16 protein-coding genes are annotated in these 18,029 nt (G+C 62.7%); 7 read left to right on the top strand and 9 right to left on the bottom strand.

Annotated features, from left to right (window positions below):
• Positions 1 to 7: 7 nt before the first annotated feature.
• Positions 8 to 658: a phospholipase gene (locus AB0P14_RS00885; RefSeq protein WP_363836623.1), complete on the top strand. Its 651-nt coding sequence runs from the start codon at positions 8 to 10 to the stop codon at positions 656 to 658.
• 74 nt (positions 659 to 732) lie between these two features.
• On the opposite strand, the gene AB0P14_RS00880 is transcribed toward AB0P14_RS00885, so the two are convergent.
• The 3 genes from AB0P14_RS00880 to AB0P14_RS00870 all read right to left on the bottom strand — a co-directional run bounded on the left by AB0P14_RS00880 (position 733) and on the right by AB0P14_RS00870 (position 2,012).
• Positions 733 to 963, bottom strand: coding sequence for an RNA-binding S4 domain-containing protein (locus tag AB0P14_RS00880; RefSeq protein WP_363836622.1), 231 nt, complete (start codon positions 961 to 963; stop codon positions 733 to 735).
• A 174-nt stretch (positions 964 to 1,137) separates the two neighbouring features.
• Positions 1,138 to 1,668, bottom strand: coding sequence for a DUF1700 domain-containing protein (locus AB0P14_RS00875; protein WP_363836620.1), 531 nt, complete (start codon positions 1,666 to 1,668; stop codon positions 1,138 to 1,140).
• Positions 1,665 to 2,012, bottom strand: a complete 348-nt coding sequence (locus AB0P14_RS00870; protein ID WP_363836618.1) for a PadR family transcriptional regulator — start codon at positions 2,010 to 2,012, stop codon at positions 1,665 to 1,667. The genes AB0P14_RS00875 and AB0P14_RS00870 overlap by 4 nt, the downstream gene beginning before the upstream one ends.
• A 113-nt stretch (positions 2,013 to 2,125) precedes the next feature.
• On the opposite strand from AB0P14_RS00870, the gene AB0P14_RS00865 reads away from it, so the two are divergent.
• The 4 genes from AB0P14_RS00865 to AB0P14_RS00850 all read left to right on the top strand — a co-directional run bounded on the left by AB0P14_RS00865 (position 2,126) and on the right by AB0P14_RS00850 (position 7,511).
• Positions 2,126 to 3,211, top strand: a complete 1,086-nt coding sequence (locus AB0P14_RS00865; protein ID WP_363836616.1) for a beta-propeller fold lactonase family protein — start codon at positions 2,126 to 2,128, stop codon at positions 3,209 to 3,211.
• A gap of 330 nt (positions 3,212 to 3,541) precedes the next feature.
• Positions 3,542 to 4,927, top strand: coding sequence for a glycine--tRNA ligase (locus AB0P14_RS00860; protein WP_363836614.1), 1,386 nt, complete (start codon positions 3,542 to 3,544; stop codon positions 4,925 to 4,927).
• A 2-nt stretch (positions 4,928 to 4,929) separates the two neighbouring features.
• Positions 4,930 to 5,919, top strand: a complete 990-nt coding sequence (locus tag AB0P14_RS00855; protein ID WP_363836612.1) for a GNAT family N-acetyltransferase — start codon at positions 4,930 to 4,932, stop codon at positions 5,917 to 5,919.
• A 275-nt stretch (positions 5,920 to 6,194) separates the two neighbouring features.
• A complete protein-coding gene (locus tag AB0P14_RS00850) occupies positions 6,195 to 7,511 on the top strand; it encodes a YibE/F family protein (protein ID WP_363836611.1) in 1,317 nt (438 codons plus the stop codon).
• Here the strand turns inward: AB0P14_RS00850 and AB0P14_RS00845 are convergent.
• The 3 genes from AB0P14_RS00845 to AB0P14_RS00835 are packed head-to-tail and all read right to left on the bottom strand — an operon-like array spanning position 7,455 to position 10,570.
• Positions 7,455 to 8,636 carry an NAD(P)/FAD-dependent oxidoreductase gene (locus tag AB0P14_RS00845; RefSeq protein ID WP_363836609.1) on the bottom strand — a complete coding sequence of 394 codons (1,182 nt, stop codon included), beginning with the start codon at positions 8,634 to 8,636 and terminating at the stop codon, positions 7,455 to 7,457. The genes AB0P14_RS00850 and AB0P14_RS00845 overlap by 57 nt on opposite strands.
• Positions 8,629 to 9,363, bottom strand: coding sequence for a class I SAM-dependent methyltransferase (locus AB0P14_RS00840; protein WP_363836608.1), 735 nt, complete (start codon positions 9,361 to 9,363; stop codon positions 8,629 to 8,631). Before AB0P14_RS00840 ends, AB0P14_RS00845 begins: the two co-directional genes overlap by 8 nt.
• The gene (locus tag AB0P14_RS00835; protein ID WP_363836606.1) at positions 9,356 to 10,570 is read right to left on the bottom strand and encodes a type III polyketide synthase; all 1,215 of its coding nucleotides are present in this window, start codon (positions 10,568 to 10,570) and stop codon (positions 9,356 to 9,358) included. Before AB0P14_RS00835 ends, AB0P14_RS00840 begins: the two co-directional genes overlap by 8 nt.
• A gap of 617 nt (positions 10,571 to 11,187) precedes the next feature.
• Here AB0P14_RS00835 and mgtE point away from each other — a divergent pair.
• Positions 11,188 to 12,546 (top strand): magnesium transporter, encoded by a 1,359-nt coding sequence (mgtE, locus tag AB0P14_RS00830; RefSeq protein WP_363836604.1) that lies wholly within the window; start codon positions 11,188 to 11,190, stop codon positions 12,544 to 12,546.
• Between the two features lie 94 nt (positions 12,547 to 12,640).
• Here the strand turns inward: mgtE and AB0P14_RS00825 are convergent, their stop codons facing one another.
• From AB0P14_RS00825 to AB0P14_RS00815, 3 genes are all read right to left on the bottom strand, one after another.
• Complete coding sequence (locus tag AB0P14_RS00825; RefSeq protein ID WP_363836603.1) at positions 12,641 to 13,213, bottom strand: TetR/AcrR family transcriptional regulator; 573 nt, start codon at positions 13,211 to 13,213, stop codon at positions 12,641 to 12,643.
• A gap of 100 nt (positions 13,214 to 13,313) precedes the next feature.
• Positions 13,314 to 15,662 carry a YhgE/Pip domain-containing protein gene (locus AB0P14_RS00820; RefSeq protein ID WP_363836601.1) on the bottom strand — a complete coding sequence of 783 codons (2,349 nt, stop codon included), beginning with the start codon at positions 15,660 to 15,662 and terminating at the stop codon, positions 13,314 to 13,316.
• Positions 15,663 to 16,439: an ATP-binding cassette domain-containing protein gene (locus AB0P14_RS00815; RefSeq protein ID WP_363836599.1), complete on the bottom strand. Its 777-nt coding sequence runs from the start codon at positions 16,437 to 16,439 to the stop codon at positions 15,663 to 15,665.
• A gap of 344 nt (positions 16,440 to 16,783) precedes the next feature.
• Here AB0P14_RS00815 and dusB point away from each other — a divergent pair, with 344 nt between their 5' ends.
• Positions 16,784 to 17,965, top strand: coding sequence for a tRNA dihydrouridine synthase DusB (dusB, locus tag AB0P14_RS00810; RefSeq protein ID WP_363836598.1), 1,182 nt, complete (start codon positions 16,784 to 16,786; stop codon positions 17,963 to 17,965).
• The last annotated feature ends 64 nt before the right edge of the window (positions 17,966 to 18,029 follow it).

Here is an 18,029-nt window from a genome sequence, read left to right as displayed (position 1 = left end):
TGGAATCATGAATGCAACCCCCACAGTCCTTTGGTCACGTCCGGAAAATGAGCGCGCCGGAACTCCTCTTCTGGTCATTTTCCACGGCTATGGCGCCGATGAAGCCGACTTGTTTTCGCTGGCCGACCAGCTCCCTGCAGAGTTCACGGTCGCCTCGGTCCGGGCACCGCTGCAGGCAGGTCCGGGCTACTCGTGGTTCCCGTTGCGCAACGATCTGAGCTACTCGGTGACGGCTGTGACCGAGTCCGCGGCCGCCGTCGAACTTTGGATTGATACGCTCCGGGAGAATCACACCTCGGTGAGTTTGCTGGGCTTCTCCCAAGGCATGTGCCTGGCCACCACATTGCTGCGTCACCGCCCGGCCGATTATGCCGCCGTCGTAGGGCTCTCAGGTTTCGTGGTGGAGGCCGAGGGCGATCCATACTTCGACGATGCCGCAGTTGCCGCCGTGAAGCCGGAGATTTTCTGGGGCCGTGACCAGGCCGATCCGGTCATTCCGCAGGCCGCTGTCGAGGCCACGAACACGTGGATGCACGGCCACGTCAAGCTCACCAAAGTTCTCTACACGGGCATTTGGCACGGTATCAATGCCCAGGAAATCTCCCATGTGGGTGAGTTCCTGCAGTACAAGGTCCTCAACACGCAGGCTGCTAAGTAGTCCTTTAAGCACGACGGCGGCACCCGCGTTGGGTGCCGCCGTCGTTCGTTTAACCTGTGGTCCCGTCCGGGACGTCAGCCACCGGTGGTGATGCGGACCGTTTCGCCGTTAACCGTGACGGTGTCGCCGGGGTGAAGCTGGCGGCCGCGGCGGTCATCGATCTCGCCGTTGACCTTGACTAGACCGTTTTTGATGAGCTCGGTAGCTTCAACGCCGTCCTCGACCAGGCTGGCTAGCTTGAGCAGCTGGCCTAGGCGGATCATGTCGTCGCGGATGGGGATGTCAATGATCTCGTTAGCACTCATGTAGTTAATTGTGCCGCATGGGGTGGCTTTCCGTTTACCCACTGCCGCGCGCTGCCCCTTTACGGTTGTTTGGTGCCGCGGCGCAGGCCGACCACCAGGAGATAGAGCGCCACGGCGATGGGGATGCACGTCACGGCGATGGTCCAGCCCAAAGGCAAACCAGGGAAGAAGGGGTCAACGACGATGGGGTTCTCTGACGTGGGTGCACGTGGGGGGCAGGGTGATAAGTCGTGACAGGATTTGAGCTCCCACAATCCCGCCGGGCAGCAGCACAGTGCCCATTACCTTTTCCCACACCTTCCAACGGGTGCCCATCCACAGCCCTGCCACGCCGAAGAGCCAGCCGACTCCGGCCAGCAGAATGCCGAAGGGGAGCAGGATGGTTGTCGCGACCACCCAGAGGGTTGAGGCTTGGTGGCGCGGTGCCGGGGCGGATTGCGGTATCTGCTGTCCAGGTACGGGAGCCTGTGAATACCCGGGGGCCTGCACGTCCGGAGCAGCCACACCGGCGGCGATGTCGTCCGGAGAGCCCAATCCGGCCAAGATTTCGGAGGTGGACTGCCTGCCCCGCTCCGTGGCCTCGGCAATGTGCTCGCGAACGCCGAACATGATCTCCTCGGACTGCTCGGTGGGCAGCTGTGCCAGCCGGGCCTCGAGGGCGGCCAGGTAATTGCGAACCTCGGGTGCCTCAATGTCGTGATTCATGGTGTTCCCCCGGTGGTGGATTTGAGCGTGTCGGTAACGGAAGCGCTGAAGGTTTCCCAGACTTCGGCAAAAGCGGCCAGAGACTGCTGCCCTGAGTCCGTCAATGTGTAATAGCGGCGCGGGGCGCCCTGGCTGGATTCGCGCCAGCTGGTTTCCACCAGTCCGTTGCGTCGCAGCCGTGCCAGCAAGGGATACAACGTGCCCTCGCTGGTGAGCAGCCCGCGGCTTTGGAGGCCGTTGGCTATGTCCAGCCCGTACATTTCTCCATCGCCAATCGTGGCGAGGACGCAGTACTCCAGAACCCCCTTCCGGAGGTTGGTGCTGACAGTGTCATTGAGTACCATGCAATGCACAGTACCTTGTGTTGCGCAGTCATGCAACGGTTTTGGGTGGTGGGCGCGGTAGCGTAGACGCAGAATTCCAGCGTGAGAAGACACAACGATCAGGAGAGCCAGCTATGCCCACCACCCCCGAACTGATTGTCAGCGGCTACACCAGGGAAGGTTATGGTGCGGGGCCTGGGATGGTGCGCTACGCGTTGTTGGCTGATGGCACCGTGGGGCAGCAACTGGCACAAGGCACAGCCGTAACCAATCCATCGTTCATGGCCGCCGGCGGCGCCGTTCTGTTCGTTGTTGAGGAGCTGGAACAAGGCAACGTGGTCGCAGTGGATCCATGGTCACTCGAGGTGCTCGGTAGGGTTTCCAGCGGTGGCGCCGACAGCTGCCATGTGGCACTCGTGGACGGTGCGGTGTGGGTTGCCAACTACTCAACGGGAACGGCCACAGTCCTCCCCGCTGAAGATGTTGTGGGTGTGAGCATTAATGCCGGTTCGCACGGAGCACCCGTCCAGCCCATAGTTCTGGCACATCCGGGCAGCGGTCCCGTGTCGGATCGCCAAGGCGAATCCCATGCGCATCAGGTCACGGCCACGGAGTGGGGTACCGTTCTGGTCGCGGACCTTGGCGCGGACAGAGTGGATGAATACTCCGCGGAGTCCCACGTTCGCCTGGGCTCAGCAGAACTACCGCCGGGGACCGGTCCGCGTCATGTTGCCATCAAAGGCGAGTTTCTCCTGGTGGCCGGTGAACTCGATGGCTACCTGCACGTCATGAGGCGGACTGTGCGTGACGCACACGGCGAATACTTTTGGCACTGGCTGTTCAAAGTCCCCTTGGCGGAAAATAGCCAAGCCATAGCGGATGCGGATCAGTTCTTCCCCTCGCACATTCAACTCGCTGAGGACGGCAGTAAACTCTATGCCGCAGTTCGCGGTCCCGACACAGTGGTGGTGTTGGACGTGAGCGGATTGAACGTGCCGGAGAATGCTGATGCGGCTCCCACTCCGCCGCGGCTCCTGCAGCAGCTGTCCAGCGGCGGGACGTGGCCACGACACTTTGCCGTGGCCCACAACAAAATGTACGTTGCCAATCAAAACTCCAACAATGTGGCCGTTTTCGAGGTGGACAGCCAGGGGCTGCTCGGCCAGGAACCCCTCCAATCCGTGGAATTTGGCAGCCCCACGTGCGTTTTGCCGCGCTAACAGCGCAGCGGTGAGCCAACGGCGCACGTCTGGAGTCCGGCGTCGTGCTTCACATAGTCCTTATGCGCTGAACCTGCAACGAAGTTTGGTGCACAAGGCACACGGTGTTCCCTTATGCGCTGAACTGGCAAGCGCGTTTGGCGCATAAAACAACTGGCGTGCTTATATGCGCCAGACTGACCGCGAGTTTGGTGCATGAGGCACCCGGCGCCGGATTCCCGCCCAGTTCAGTGCATAAGGGAACAATTCCCCCGGAATGCTCGCCGAACTGTAAGCTGGAGCGCGGGACGGACCGCACCCAGCGGCCTCGTAAGTAATAGGAGTAATACAGTGGCGCCTCAGTCCAAGCTAGACCAGGTCATTTCACTCGCGAAACGTCGCGGCTTTGTTTTTCAGGCCGGTGAGATTTACGGCGGTTCGCGGTCGGCCTGGGATTACGGCCCCCTCGGTGTTGAGCTGAAGGAAAACATCAAACGCGAATGGTGGCAGTCATTCGTGCGCGGCCGCGAGGACATGGTGGGACTGGATTCCTCCATCATCCTGCCCAAGGCCGTGTGGGAAGCATCTGGCCACGTCGCCACGTTCACCGACCCGCTGGTCGAGTGTACTCAGTGCCACAAGCGCCACCGCCAGGACCACCTCATCGAGGGGTTCGTCGCGAAGAAGAAGCGCCAGCCCGAAGATGGCATGTCCGAGATTGTGTGCCCCGACTGCGGCACCAAGGGTCAGTTCACCGAGCCGCAGCTGTTCTCCGGCCTGATGAAGACGTTCCTTGGCCCGGTCGAAAGCGAGGCCGGCATGGCCTACATGCGTCCGGAAACCGCGCAGGGCATCTTTGTGAACTTCAACAACGTGCTCACCACGTCCCGCAAGAAGCCCCCGTTCGGCATCGGCCAGATTGGCAAGGCGTTCCGCAACGAGATCACACCCGGAAACTTCATCTTCCGCACCCGCGAATTCGAGCAGATGGAAATCGAGTTCTTTGTGCCCGGCGAGGACGCCGAGAAGTGGTTCAAGGAATGGGTCGAGCTGTGCTGGGACTGGTTCATCGATTTGGGCATCGACCCGGAGAACATGCGCCGCTTTGACGTCCCCGAGGACGAGCGCGCCCACTACTCTGCCGGCACCATCGACTTCGAGTACAACTTCGGCTTCCAGGGTTCCAAGTGGGGCGAGCTCATGGGCGTCGCCAACCGCACCGACTACGACCTGGGCTCGCACACCAAGGGCTCCGGCACGGATTTGAGCTACTTCAACCAGGCCACGGGCGAGCGCTTCACCCCTTACGTGATCGAGCCGTCCTTCGGCCTGACCCGTTCCATGATGGCGTTCCTGGTGGACGCATTCGTCGAGGACGAGGCCCCCAACGCCAAGGGCGGCGTGGACAAGCGCACCGTCCTGAAGCTGGACCCGCGCCTGGCCCCCGTCAAGGCTGCGGTCCTGCCGCTCTCCCGCAATGAGGACCTGTCCCCGAAGGCCAAGGAGCTCGCCAACACGCTGCGCAAGCACTGGAACATCGAGTTCGACGACGCCGGTGCCATCGGCCGCCGTTACCGCCGCCAGGATGAGATCGGCACCCCGTTCTGCATCACTGTTGACTTCGACACCCTCGAGGACAACGCCGTGACCATCCGCGAACGCGACACCATGAGTCAGGAGCGCGTGCCCTTGGATCAGGTTCAGGCGTACCTCGCCACCCGCCTTTTGGGTGCCTAGGAATGGCTGAACTTTCCTACCGGCCGTGGCGCGACGGCGATGACCTGACCCTCCTGGAAATCTGGGGAGACGCCGAGTCTGCCCCGGCCGGAGCGTTCCGCGCCGCGCTGGCACCGGAATCTGACAGTGGCCCGTGGCGACGCACCATCGTCGCCGAAGACCAGGGCATCCCGGTCGCGGCCGGCACCGTCTATTCGACCAAATTGCACCCGGCGCGCCTGTGGGCTTTCGTGGAAGTTGCCAAGGACCACCGGCGCGCAGGCGTCGGCGCCACCTTGCTGACCATGTTGCGTCGCGAAGCTGACGGTGCGCTTGCCGCCGGCTTGGTAAGTACGACGGCGTTGCGCACCAAGGTGGCCCCCGGCACCTCGGGCGCGGGGTTTGCTGAGGCAATGGGGTTGGCTGTGCTACAGCGCAACCGCGTGGTTGAGGTGGGCCCCGGCGCACTGAAGCTGCCCATGTTCGGTGAAGGCACCGAGGAGGAAGCCAGCGCACGCGTGCAGGATTTGGCGACCGGCTCGGTGGAACTAACCAATATTGTGGGCCGCTACTACGAGTCCGTGAACCAGTGGGACCCGACCGGTCCGCTGAGCCCTGGCTTGGTTCAGCGCATGTTCCTAGACGATCTCACCGGCGCCCACGGTGCCTTGGTGCTGCGGGCCGAGCCCGCCAGCGCCTTCGGTGCCGGCGTTGCGCCGAGCAAAAAGGGCAAGATTCAAGCCTTTGCGCTCAGCTACTCACAGGGGCACATCGAGGCGTCGGAAGACGTTGCGGCGGCAGCCTCTGAGGTGTTCCTCGGCGTTGAACCGGCACTGGAGAACGATGAGGCAGTGCAGGCCGTCTACGATCTGTTGGCCCTCATTACTCACCAGTACCCGGTGCTGCTGGAATTGGACGACTCCATGGAAGCACTTTCCGCCGTGGTCAACCCGATGATCGCCGTCGGAGCAGCCAAGGTTCGCGGCACCGAAACCCTGGTGCTCGGCGAATAAGTAGCAGCGGACCGGCATTTTTCCGGCGACTATCCGACTCCTCGGCGCGGGCGGCCTGCGAGTCTCCTTTACGTCGCCTACAAAAAATGCCGGCTCCGCCGCTTCGCCGTTGCCGACGTGACTGGCGACGGAGGGCAAGCCCAGCCCCCGGAGCGAGGATGGATTTCTGAAGGCCGCCCGCGGCCGAGGAAATCTTACTGCTCGCGAGGGGGCCGGGTTTGCCCGGAGCCATCCGCCGCACTGAGACCAACCGATACGAAGGACCGATCCAGCCCATGGGCCATTCACATTCGCACGTTGATGAGTCGACCCTGAGCCGTCCGGAGTTGCGACGCCTGAGGGCGATGCGGCGGCGTGCGGTGGTGCTGTTGAGCTGGATTCTGGTGCCCTTAGCCGTGGTGACCATTGTGGCCATGGCGCTCCTGTGGCCTAGCGCCGACAACACGGACAGTGGGCCGGGACAAGCTGGCAACCCTTATGCAGCGGCGCCCGGTGCCAGCATCGATTCCGGAAAAGTACAGCGCACAGCCACGGAAGATTGCTCCTTGAACACCGGGGGCAGCCCGGGGACCAGCTGCTTTGTCGCTTTCATTGCGGGGCAGGGCCAAACTGAAGTTCCGGTGCTGATCAGCCCTGACATCGTGCAAACCCGCGGCGTCCATGTTGGCGACACCATCCGGTATCTGAACCTCTCCGGTTTGTCAGCCGTCACGGGTGTCCAAGCCAACGGCCCCCAGTACGTGTTCATGGACTTCGTGCGGACCTTCCCCATGGGCTTGCTGGCCGTGGTGTACGCCGTCGTAGTTGTCGCCGTGGCACGATGGCGGGGACTGCGGGCCATGGTAGGACTCGCGGGCGCCTTCGGAGTGCTGGCCTGGTTCATCCTGCCAGCTCTTGCACAGGGCCAGCCACCCCTGCTCGTAGCCTTAGTGGGATCATCGGCCATCATGTTCGGGGTGCTGTATTTTGCCCACGGTTTCTCAGCGCGAACCTCCACCGCCTTGTTGGGTACCCTCTTCGGCCTCGGCGTGACCGCGGGGCTCGCCTGGTGGGCGGTCGATGCGGCGGCCTTGGCCGGAAACTCAGGCGAATACGGCTACCAACTGCTGAACATGACGCAGGGCATGTCTCTGTCCGGCATGATCTTGTGCGGCCTGGTGATCTCGGGCCTGGGCGTGCTCAACGACGTCACCATCACCCAGTCCTCGGCCGTCTGGGAACTCTACGAACTCGCCCCCAACACCAGCACACGGGAACTGTTCACTTCGGCCATGCGCATTGGCCGCGACCACATCGCCTCCACGGTCTACACCATCGCCTTTGCCTACGCCGGAAGCGCCATCCCCGTGCTCTTGATGGTCTCCCTGTTTGATCAGGAACTACTCCTGGCCCTCACCGGATCTGAGCTCGCCGAGGAGATCGTGCGCATCTTGGTCGGTTCCATCGGCCTGGTCCTGGCCATTCCTGTCACCACTGCGGTGGCGGTCGCCGTGGTCAAGGCCACCGGCCGGCCCGCGGCGCGATCGGCCCAGGGTTCACCGGAGGCTGTGCATAGTGAAGCGGCGGGCCACAAGGTTATGGACGGCGTCTAGCCGCACCAATCGACCCAGCACCGCATTGCGCCTCTGAAGGTACGACGCCGAGACCTTGCGTCCCAGCATCATGTTCAGCTGCGCTTGCCGGGCCGCCGTGCGGGCGGCTCGCATGCGTTTCTTCTCAAACGCGGCCAGCTTTGTCCCGGTTGGTTTTCCTGCCAAAGCAGCCACCACAATGGGCGCCAACTCGGCGGCATCGAGCCAGCCCAGATTCATGCCTTGCCCGCCAATGGGACTGATTTCATGCGCGGCGTCGCCCACCAAAGCTACTCTGCCAGCAATCATGTGCCGGGCCAGCCGCGTCCGGACAGCAAAGGCGCTGAGCATGCTGTTGGCACCGGCATCCAGAGATACTCCGCTGCGTTCAATGACAATGCGGGCTAGATCAGCTGCCGTCGCATCCAGAAGCAGGGAATCCGTATGTGCCACCCAGCGGCGTAGCCCGCCCGGCAGCGGAAAGGACTCGAGGATCCCGCCCGGTTCCAGGTACAGAATGGCGGCCGAACCATCCGTGCCCGTGTCTGGAAAATCGCCCATCAGATAGGTGTCCGGGTAGTCGCGGCCACTCGTGGGGACGCCCAACAATCTGCGAACGGCTGAACGTGCACCGTCGGCACCCACCACCAGACGGGCCTGAAAATGTTCTGTCCCGAGGCCAGAAAAGGGGGGTGTCTGCGCGTCGTTGTCCCCTCCGGACGGTGAGCCGGACAGCGTGAGGAAAGTCCCGGCGTCGTGCATGGAAGAAACGCAGAAGCCGCGCACCAAGGCTGCCGGATCCAGAGCGTGAAGCCGCGCCTCCAGCAGCGCTTCCGTGCGGGCTTGGGGGAGGGTCAGCACGTACGGATAGTGGGAAGCAAGGGTTGCGAAGGATAGCCGCGCCACCTCGGTGCCGGCGCTGCGGGCGATGCCGAGACCGATCTGCACAGCTTCGGCCACCATCTGGGCCGCGACGCCCGCCTGCTCCAGCGCCGCCAGTGCCGGCGGGTGGATTCCAATGGCGCGCGAATGCGGGCTCGGGCCGGTGCGCTGTTCCAAAATCCGCACGGAGAGGTCCTCTTGCAACAGGAGCGCGCCGAGGAACAATCCCACCGGCCCGGCGCCCACCACGACCACGTCAAACATGCTGCTGCCCGGGCGTATAAAGCAGCAGATTCCGGTACGGTCGCGCAGACTCGACGCGCCACCCCGCAGGCAGAACAGCTTGAAGTTCGACGGGGGTGTAGCTGCGGCGAATGGAGGTCAAGCCGTCGCGCCGAATAAAGGATCCTTTAGCTAGCGGTAGCGTCGCCACGGAGAACAGCGCGTAGCCGAGGCGGCTACGAGCAATATCGCTGTGAATGACGGCGCGCCGTGCCAGCTGGGCCGAATCCTGAAGTAGGGCCTGCAGTTCGGTCGGGGAGAGGTGGTGCAGCATGTGGTTGGAGAGCACGACGTCGAACGTCTCACCTGCCGCCGTGAGGGCGGCGCTGTGGGCTTGGCGAAACTGGACGCCAGCGCCTGCGAAATGTGTGCTGGCGTAGGTGATCGCCCGGGGATCGGGGTCGATCGCAGTGACTTTTAGGTGCAGGTGGTCGCGAGCAGCCCAGCGGGCCAAAGCGGCGGGGATGTCTCCGCCGCCGCAGCCAATGTCCAACAAGGTGCTGCTGCGTGTTGAGGATAGCAGCGGGCGGATGCGTTGTTTGTAGACGCTGTGCCAACGAGCAACCACGCTATTGATCAGCGGAAACTGGGCGTAGGTGCGGGCTAGCATGGCAGGATCGCAATCGGCCCTGTCCATCTCCTCTATGGCGTGCTCGTCGCGAACGGCTAAGAACCCGCCGGTGCCGACAGGGCCAGGATTCTCAGTCATGGACATCCGCGGCAGATGCGGTGGAGACCCACTGTGTGACCTTGGTGAATAGCCCGGTTTCCACCGTGAGACCGGGACCAAAGGCCATGGCGCAGATGGTTTCCCGCTCTGATGCCGGTCCTCCTGCTGGCCCCAACACTGGCCCCACTGCTGGCCCCGATTCCATGGGCTGTTCCAGGATGTGTTTGAGCACAAACATGACGGTCGCGCTGCTCATGTTGCCAAAGTTGCGTAGTGTTTCCCGGGCCGGAATGAGTTGTTCGTCGCTGAGTTCCAACTTGCTCTGGACCTTGTCGAGAATGCTGCGCCCGCCGGGGTGAATGGCCCAGTGACGGATGCTGGAGTATGGCAGTCCCTGAAGACCTGGAGCGGAAGCCAGCAGTGGTTCCAGAGCGCCCACAATGTGCTCGTCGATGATCTTGGGAACGTAGCTGTCGAGCACCATTTCAAAGCCGTGATCGCCAATGTTCCACGCCATGGAATCTTCGCCTACCGGGGTGAGTACCGTTTCAAAATGATCCAATTCAAGAACCGGCCCACCGCCTGGCAAGCCCCGCGCCGTGACAACCGCAGCCGCTGCGCCGTCGGCAAAGAGGGAGGATCCCATGATGGTGTCGGGATTATTGGAGGTGCGCACATGCAGCGAACACAGTTCCACACTCACCACCAACACGACAGCTTCGGGGTCTGCCTCGCAGAAGGATTTGGCTGCCCGCAGCGCCGGAAAAGCGGCATAGCAGCCCATAAATCCGAGGTGGTAACGCTGCACTGACGGGTTGAGCCCGAGGGCACGGACAATCTTGTAGTCGGGCCCCGGGTTGAAGAATCCGGTGCAGGATACGGTGATGACATGCGTGATATCTGCTGGAAGCAGCCCCGGGCAGGCGGCTACCGCCTTACTGGCCGACTCGATGAACAGCGCCGTTGCGGCGGTGGCAAAGAGATCGTTGCGATCTTTGGTGGTGGGGTTGAGCAATAGTCCGGCGATGCCGTCGTAAAACAGGGGATCGGGACCCCGGAAGTCTAAGCTCATCTCCGTGACGGCGGTGTGGCGGGTATCGATCGCGGCCGAATCGAAGCAGGTGCGCACCAGCCGCTGGCCCAGTCGGGTGAGGCCAGGTTGGGCGGCAAACACGTCGCGGGCTTGTTCCTGGATCAAGATTGTGGGTGGAACAGCTGTTTCGAGAGACCTCAAGGTGACCGTCATAGTCCATTCTTAGAGGCTCCAGAGACATAACACAATACATAGAACACATTGGTGTGGGCACCTGGGGAGCGCCGGCAGAGCGCCGTGGAGCATCCGAGAAACCCGGGCGGAGCGCCTGATTGGTGGTTCACGCTGCGGTTGGCCTAGGATGAGAGGGACGCCCGGATTCCTCAGGAATCCCTTGTAAGGGCAGTACATACGCCCGGGATGGGCCTTGGAATGACGGAGGTGAGCCGCACATGGAAGACGGACATAGTCGATCTACGTCACCGCGCGAGCCTCGCCTGCGCCACCGGAATTCACTCTCCTCGTAGTCTGCACGATCTGCGTTGTCTGCACGATCTGCGTAGTCTGCACGATCTGCAGAGTCTGCCTCAGTTCATTACCCCACACGCGTAGCCTTTTCTGCGACGTGGTGATGGCTGCCTTGACACAGCTGCCGTGACACAGATGAATCGCCTGCCACTGTTCAGGCGGTGATGGAGTATTCCACCGGCATCGGGTTCGTGCGGTAGACACTTCGAGCACAGCACTGCGCCACACACCCAATTTCTGCACACGCCCACGGCTAGCGCCGCGTCATACCCGCGTGTGTTTTTACCGGAGGGATTCGGATCATGATCAAGTACCCAGTTCAAACTTTTGAGGACAGCGCAGAGCTGCTCGGACGCGCCTTGAGCCAGCACGATCTGGCCGCCATTTCCAGCGCCCTCTTGCCCTTGAACACGGCCGAAACATTGGAACAGCTGGAACGGCTGAACACCATTGAGCGGGCTCTGGCCTACCGCACGCTGTCCAAGGGCCGCGCCATTGAGGTCTTTGAGCGCCTCGATGCCGCATTGCAGGCCGATCTTGTGGCAGGTCTTCAAGACGTCGAAGTTGCCGAAGTTTTTGCCCAGCTGAGCCCGGATGACCGGGTGGCGCTGCTGGACGAGCTGCCAGCATCAGTTGCGAACAGGCTGATTTCTGGGCTGGATGAGAAGGAACGGGCGCTCACCAGTACGGTGCTGGGCTACCCGCAAGGTGCCGTGGGCCGTTACATGAGTCCCGAATTTGTCACCACCCATCCGCATTTGACCGTGGCGCAGACGTTTGCTCGTGTACGGTCCCAGCTCGATGATGCCGAGAGCGTTTACACCATTCCGGTGACGGATGCTGGCCGCCACTTAGTGGGTGTAGTCTCATTGCGCGATGTGCTGCGGGCCGATGATGCGGTTCTGGTTGGCGAGATCATGAAGGCCCCGCTAAGCTTTCCCGCCACCGAAGATGTGGAGGAAGCTGCCCGTTACTGTGCCGACGCCAAAATTCTGGTGCTGCCCATCGTTGACGCCGAGGACCGCTTGGTAGGTATCCTGACCGTGGACGACGCCCTGCAGATCCTTGAGGATGCCGAAACCGAGGACGCCGCCCGCTCCGGCGGCACCGAACCGTTGCGCAGGCCGTATCTGGCCACGCCCGTGGGCACGATTGTCCGCGCCCGGGTGGTCTGGTTGCTGGTCCTGGCAGTGGGTGCCACGTTGACGGTCCAGGTCATTGGCGCGTTTGAAGCCACGCTGGCCGAACAAGTGGTGCTTTCGCTATTCATTCCCCTACTGATCGGCACCGGCGGCAACACCGGCAACCAAGCGGCCACCACCATCACCCGTGCCCTGGCCCTAGGTGATGTCCGCCCGCGCGACTTCCTCAAAGTCTTCGCCCGAGAGGTGCGCGTCGGCGCATTCCTAGGTCTGTTGCTGGGCACCTTGGGATTTGTGATCGCCTCCCTCGCTTTCACGGTGCCGCTGGGCTGGGTCATTGGGCTGACGCTGCTGGGTGTGTGCACCATGGCGGCCAGCATCGGCGGGCTCATGCCGTTGCTAGGTAAAGCTGTTAAGGCGGATCCGGCCGTGTTCTCCAATCCGTTCATCTCCACATTTGTGGACGCGGCCGGGCTGATCATCTATTTCCTGATTGCCACCAGCATTCTGGGCCTCTAACCCGAAGGAAGTACGACGCCGGGAGGTCACCTTTGTGCGCGAAGGTGACCTCCCGGCGTCGTTCTCTAGCCCAGTCAGGCTATGTAGTTCGACTCTAAGAAGCGAGCTTTCCCGAGAACGTGAACAAGATCGCGGCGGACACCTCTGCCGCCGGCGTTTCGGGGCTAAAGAGCAACCATTCCAGCCCACCTACCAGGGTGGCTCCGAAGATCCCGCCGGCCATCAACAGCCGGCTACTCTCGGACGTTCCGGCCGGAACCAGAGGCAGCAAAGCTGCGCCGATCTCGGTGACGGCCTCCCGGCGCAGCGCAGAAACAGCTGTTTGCCACGCCCTGTCGGTGCGGAAAATCTCTGCCGCCATGAGCTTGGCCAGCGCCCGGTTATCGGCGATCAAGATCAACATGTCAGAAACCATCGCCTCAACGGCGGCAAACCCAGAGGCACGACCACGTGCCGCCGCCAGATTTTCGGCCAGCGAGCTGACGCCCGTGGTCAGCAGCTCTTCAAACAGCTTGTCCTTCGAGGAAAAGTTGTAATAGACGCTGCCCTTGGCCACGCCAGCGCGCTCCGCCACCTCGTCCATGGTGGTCCCGGAAATCCCGTGCAGCGCACCGAGCTCCAGCGCGGCGGCCAGGATGGCCTTCTTAGTGGGGGAGATGCGAGGCACTTAGATTCCTTGGGTGTTCGGGGAGGGCTGGCTTCTGGTGGACAAAGACATGGACGACGGCGGATGGGGCGCCTTGCGCTATTGGCGGCGCCCCAGTTGGCTACATCTCCAGTTCCGGATGCAGCCGCTTGATGGAGAACACCCTCTGGCGGCCGGCGCAGAATGCGCTAACTGCCACGGAGCCCGCCGCAAGCACGGCGAGGAAAGTGATGGAGATCCACAGTCGGGAGTCTATTCCACCAGTCATCAGCTGCCGAAGTCCATTCACCACATAGGTGGCTGGCATATACGGGTGCAGGGCCTGGAAGAAACCGGGTGTGGTCTCCACCGGGTAGGTGCCACCGGAGGAGCTCAGCTGCAACATCAGCAGTACCAGGCTTACGACCCGGCCCGCAGCGGTGCCGAAGACGATGATGAACATTTGCTGCAGTGCCAGGAACGCCACGGTGGTCAGGTAGATGAACGCGGCAGTGGCCACGGGGTAGACAGGTTTCATATCCAGACCCCACAACAGGACGGCCACCATGATCAGCACCTGACCCAGACCAATGGCCAGAGCAGGGAGCAGACCAGTCAGCACGCTGCGCAGACCGCTCGCACCGGCAGCCAGTGCGCGGGTGGGAAGTGCTCGCAGCAGCAGCCAGGAAATCAGGGCGCCAACAAAGGTCGCCAAGGCGATGAAGAACGGGGCAAAACCTTCGCCGAAGCCACCCGACTCATTGGACCACTGCTGATTCACGGCCACGGGATTGGCCAGCACCTGTGACTTTTCATTAAGCAAAGTGGAGGAGTCGTTCGGGATTGCCGCTCCGCCGTCGTGGAGCTTGTCGGTCAAGGTGTGGCTGCCGGTGGAGAGCTTCTGAGCCCCGTCAGCCAGTGTGGTGCCGCCGTCAAGGAGCTTGCCGCTGCCCTCGGCCAGATCCGAGCTGCCCGTGCTCAGAGATCCGGCGCCCGTGGCCAATGCCGCGGCACCGTCCTTCGCCGTTCCAGCACCGTCGGCCAGCGCAGATGCGCCACCAGCCAATTCGGAGGCGCCGGCGGCAACGCTTGAGGACCCTGCGGCGGCGCTCTGGGCGCCCTTGGACAAGGTGGTTGCGCCCGTATTCAACGTAGCGGCACCCTGGGAGAGTTTCCCGGCACCGGTAGCTGCCTCGCCCACGCCAGCGGAAAGCTTCGTGACGCCCGTGGCGACCGAGTCGGCGCCAGCGGCGAGTTTCGCAGCACCGTCGGACAGCGGAGTGATGGCCTCAGTGGAGAGCTGGTTTGCGCCAGCTGCCAATTTGCCGGCACCTGCTGCCAGGGGTGTGGCTGCCTCACTTTGTAGTTGCTTCAAGTTCCCCAGGATGGAGCTGGCAGGGGTGTCGGCCGGCATGGACTCCACCGCGCTGATCAGGGCGGTTAGTTGCCTAGCTGTTTCGCTGGCGCCCGCGGCTACGTCATCGGCGCTCCCAGCCAGGGCTGATGCGGACGTGGAAACCTTGGCGGCGCTCGCCGACAAGGTGCCAGCGCTGGAGGAAACCGAGGCGGCACCCTGCTCCAGTGCCTTGGCATCCGGGACGGCATTGGCCAGCGATGTTGCCAGCTCGGAGGTCCCGACGGCGAGGGTGTTGCTGCCCTTGGCCAGTGAGGCGGCACCGGTGTTCAGTTCCGATACGCCGGTTGCGAGGGAACCGGCCCCCGTGGCGAGAGAAGCTGCGCCGGTATTCAAGGTGGTGGCTCCGCCGGCGAGGGTGGTGATGCCATCGGAGAGGGTGGTAGCGCCGTCGGCGAGCTGGAACGCGCCGTCCTTCAAGGTCACCGAGCCTGCCGTCAGGTCTTTCATGCCGACAACCAGTTTGCCAGCACCATCCTTGGCGCTGTCGATGCCTTTGGTGACCTCGGCGGAACCTGACGCTGCGGTGCGTAGTCCTTCTCCGGCGTCGTGCAATCCCACGAGGAGGGCGGAAGAGGTTTGTTCACCCAACTGCTCGGCGACAGCATCGCGCACCTGTGCCATGGCCTGCTTGCCCAGGACGCTGGAGAGGAAGTTATTGGAGTCGTTGAACTCGACGTCGATCATGGTCTGGGCCGGGGAGTCTGTGCCCACCGAAACGGCGTTCTTGGAGAAGTCCGCAGGGATGCTCATGGCAAAGTAGTACGTGCCGTCGGCGACACCCTGAGCGGCGGTGGCGGCATCGGTCTGCTCCCACGAAAGCTTCATGCCATCGATGAGTTCGGCGGCGAGGTCATCACCGGCATGCACGGCTTCGCCGTCCTTCGTGGCGCCGGTGTCCTGGTTGACAAGGGCCACGGGCAGGTTGTTCATGTGCTGGTCCGGGGCCTGGAAAGCCCACAGATAAAGGGCGCCGTAAATCAGCGGAATGAACAGCATGACAGCGACGGCAATCTTGGGAAGCTTGCCGCGCTTGAACCGGCCCAGCTCCGTTCCGGAGGATAAAAAGGCAAACATTTAGTGGGACTCCTTGATCAGTTCATGCTGGGCAATCAGTTCATGCTGGGCTGCCGGGATTTCTTCGGTGCGCAGAGAATCGGTGGGTGCGTCAGCGTCAGTCTTTGGCTCGATCGGCAGGTTCATGTCGATCACCTGCGGGGTGAGGTCCAGTTCATCCCAGAGCAGTTCATCCAGGGACGACGCCGAGACCACCACGTCGGTGCCGCGCGCCGCCAAATGCCCCAGCCGGGCCCAAACGACGCGACGGGCGTCGGTGCTGCGCAACTGCTCAATGTCATCCACGAAGAGCACGTCCGGGTTGCTCATGGTGGCCAGTGCCAAGCGGAGCAGGAACTGCGCGGTGTCATCCAGATCCCAGATGACGGTGTCGGCGTGGGGGATGGATTCGCTGCCGAAGGCGGGTGCGCAGAGCCTAGCGACCTCCACGTCGTTGGGCCGGCGCACCATGGACCACCAGGGTGCCAGCCAGGCGCGGCGTTCACGCAAGGCGGCGCCTACGGTTACGGATTCCTCAAGGCTGTCGATGCCGGCGAATCCGGCCACGGAGCTGATCTTCTGGACGGCGCGCAGATTGCGGGGGAGCTCATGTCCGCCCACGGTGAGAGTGCCGGCGTCGGGCTTCATGCGCCCGCTCAAGGTGAGCAGCAATGAGGTTCGGCCGCTGCCGGGATCCCCGCGGAGTACCGTGAGCCCGCCGCTGCTTTCAAAGGTGAGGGGGCCGTAAACAGGGCCGCGGCCTGCTGACAGCGCGAGGTTGTGGGCGGTGATCTGCACAGGGGTTCCTTTGCTGGTGGTGATTCAGGAGCTGAGGGAGCGGCCGCCGAATCGTGTGAAACGACGGGACCGCCACGCTCTAGCTGCCTTCTCAATTCTTTGTACTGACCAGTCAGTTTAGCAGGATGTTCGGGACGGAAAAGTCCGCTCCGGGTGAGGAGATTCTGTGAGCTTGTTCACGGCCGGGTTTGATTGAGTGCCCGGGGTTTTGGTGGGTTTAGCCGTGTTTCGGCGGTGACGCGCCGCTTTTCCACAGTCCGGGACAGTGGGGCGGGAGAAGGGCGGGATATGAGATTGGCCGGGGAGCCCGCGCAGAATTTGGCAGGATTTGAGAGAATTGATTTGTGACTGTTATAGACATCCCCAGCAGCGATACAAAACTGGACCTCCCGCCCCTGAAACTCGGCAACATTACGGTGGACACCCCCGTGATTCTTGCCCCCATGGCCGGGATTACCAACACCGCGTTCCGCCGCCTGTGCCGAGAGCACGGTGGCGGCGTTTTCGTGTCCGAAATGGTGACCTCCCGCGCCCTTGTGGAGCGCACCCCGGAGTCCATGCGGCTCATCAGCCACGACGACGATGAGCAAATCCGCTCCGTCCAGCTGTACGGCGTGGATCCCGAAACCGTTGGCAAGGCCGTGCGCATGCTGGTCGAAGAAGACCACGCGGACCACATTGACCTGAACTTTGGTTGCCCCGTGGCGAAGGTGACCCGCCGCGGAGGAGGCGCCGCGCTGCCGTGGAAGCTGGACCTGTTCACCTCGATTGTTCAGACCGCTGTCCGTGAAGCCTCCAAGGGTGGACTGCCGCTGACCATCAAGATGCGTAAAGGCATCGACGAGGACCACCTCACCTACCTTGAAGCTGGCCGCATTGCGCGCGACGCCGGTGTTGCTGCGGTAGCGCTGCACGGACGCACAGCCAACCAGTTCTACTCCGGCCAGGCCGATTGGGACGCCATCGCCCGCCTGCGCGAAGCTCTCCCGGATGTTCCCGTTCTGGGTAACGGCGATATCTGGAGTGCCGAAGACGCGATCGCCATGGTGCGTCAGACCGGCGTCGACGGCGTAGTAGTAGGCCGAGGTTGCCAGGGCCGCCCGTGGTTGTTCGGTGACCTGATGAACGCTTTCGAGGGCAGCGATGCCCGCCATAAGCCCGGAATGGCTGAAGTTTCCGCTGCCGTATACCGTCATGCCGAGTTGCTGGTGGACACCTTCGATGACGAAAATAAGGCCCTCCGCGATATCCGCAAGCACATGGCGTGGTACTTCAAGGGCTATGTGGTGGGCGGAGATCTGCGCGCCAAGTTGTCCTGCGTGCCCACTCTTGAGGTGCTTCGCGAACTGCTGGATCAGTTGGACATGTCAGGGGAGTACCCCGGCGTTGACGCTGAGGGCCCCCGCGGCCGTGCAGGCACGCCCAAGCGCACAGCACTTCCGGCCGGTTGGCTGGATGAGCGCACCTTGAGTGGATCGCAAAAAGTGGAGCTCGTCGGCGCTGAGTTGGACGTCTCCGGCGGCTAATCCCCCGCCGTATCACCCAACATCGATCCGTTAGATAATGTCGCTTAGAAGCTTCTAAGCGACA

It is taken from the genome of Specibacter sp. NPDC078709, assembly GCF_040686795.1.
In the GTDB taxonomy this organism is placed as follows: domain Bacteria; phylum Actinomycetota; class Actinomycetes; order Actinomycetales; family Micrococcaceae; genus Specibacter.
The sequence above is the reverse complement of the archived record's forward strand: the minus strand, read 5'-3'. Positions and strand labels throughout refer to the sequence as shown.

Coding starts and splice junctions, on each gene's coding strand:
- AB0P14_RS00885 (WP_363836623.1), top strand. CDS start 8: ATGAATGCAACCCCCACAGTCCTTTGGTCACGTCCGGAAAATGAGCGC.
- AB0P14_RS00880 (WP_363836622.1), bottom strand. CDS start 963: ATGAGTGCTAACGAGATCATTGACATCCCCATCCGCGACGACATGATC.
- AB0P14_RS00875 (WP_363836620.1), bottom strand. CDS start 1,668: ATGAATCACGACATTGAGGCACCCGAGGTTCGCAATTACCTGGCCGCC.
- AB0P14_RS00870 (WP_363836618.1), bottom strand. CDS start 2,012: ATGGTACTCAATGACACTGTCAGCACCAACCTCCGGAAGGGGGTTCTG.
- AB0P14_RS00865 (WP_363836616.1), top strand. CDS start 2,126: ATGCCCACCACCCCCGAACTGATTGTCAGCGGCTACACCAGGGAAGGT.
- AB0P14_RS00855 (WP_363836612.1), top strand. CDS start 4,930: ATGGCTGAACTTTCCTACCGGCCGTGGCGCGACGGCGATGACCTGACC.
- AB0P14_RS00850 (WP_363836611.1), top strand. CDS start 6,195: ATGGGCCATTCACATTCGCACGTTGATGAGTCGACCCTGAGCCGTCCG.
- AB0P14_RS00845 (WP_363836609.1), bottom strand. CDS start 8,636: ATGTTTGACGTGGTCGTGGTGGGCGCCGGGCCGGTGGGATTGTTCCTC.
- AB0P14_RS00840 (WP_363836608.1), bottom strand. CDS start 9,363: ATGACTGAGAATCCTGGCCCTGTCGGCACCGGCGGGTTCTTAGCCGTT.
- AB0P14_RS00835 (WP_363836606.1), bottom strand. CDS start 10,570: ATGACGGTCACCTTGAGGTCTCTCGAAACAGCTGTTCCACCCACAATC.
- mgtE (WP_363836604.1), top strand. CDS start 11,188: ATGATCAAGTACCCAGTTCAAACTTTTGAGGACAGCGCAGAGCTGCTC.
- AB0P14_RS00820 (WP_363836601.1), bottom strand. CDS start 15,662: ATGTTTGCCTTTTTATCCTCCGGAACGGAGCTGGGCCGGTTCAAGCGC.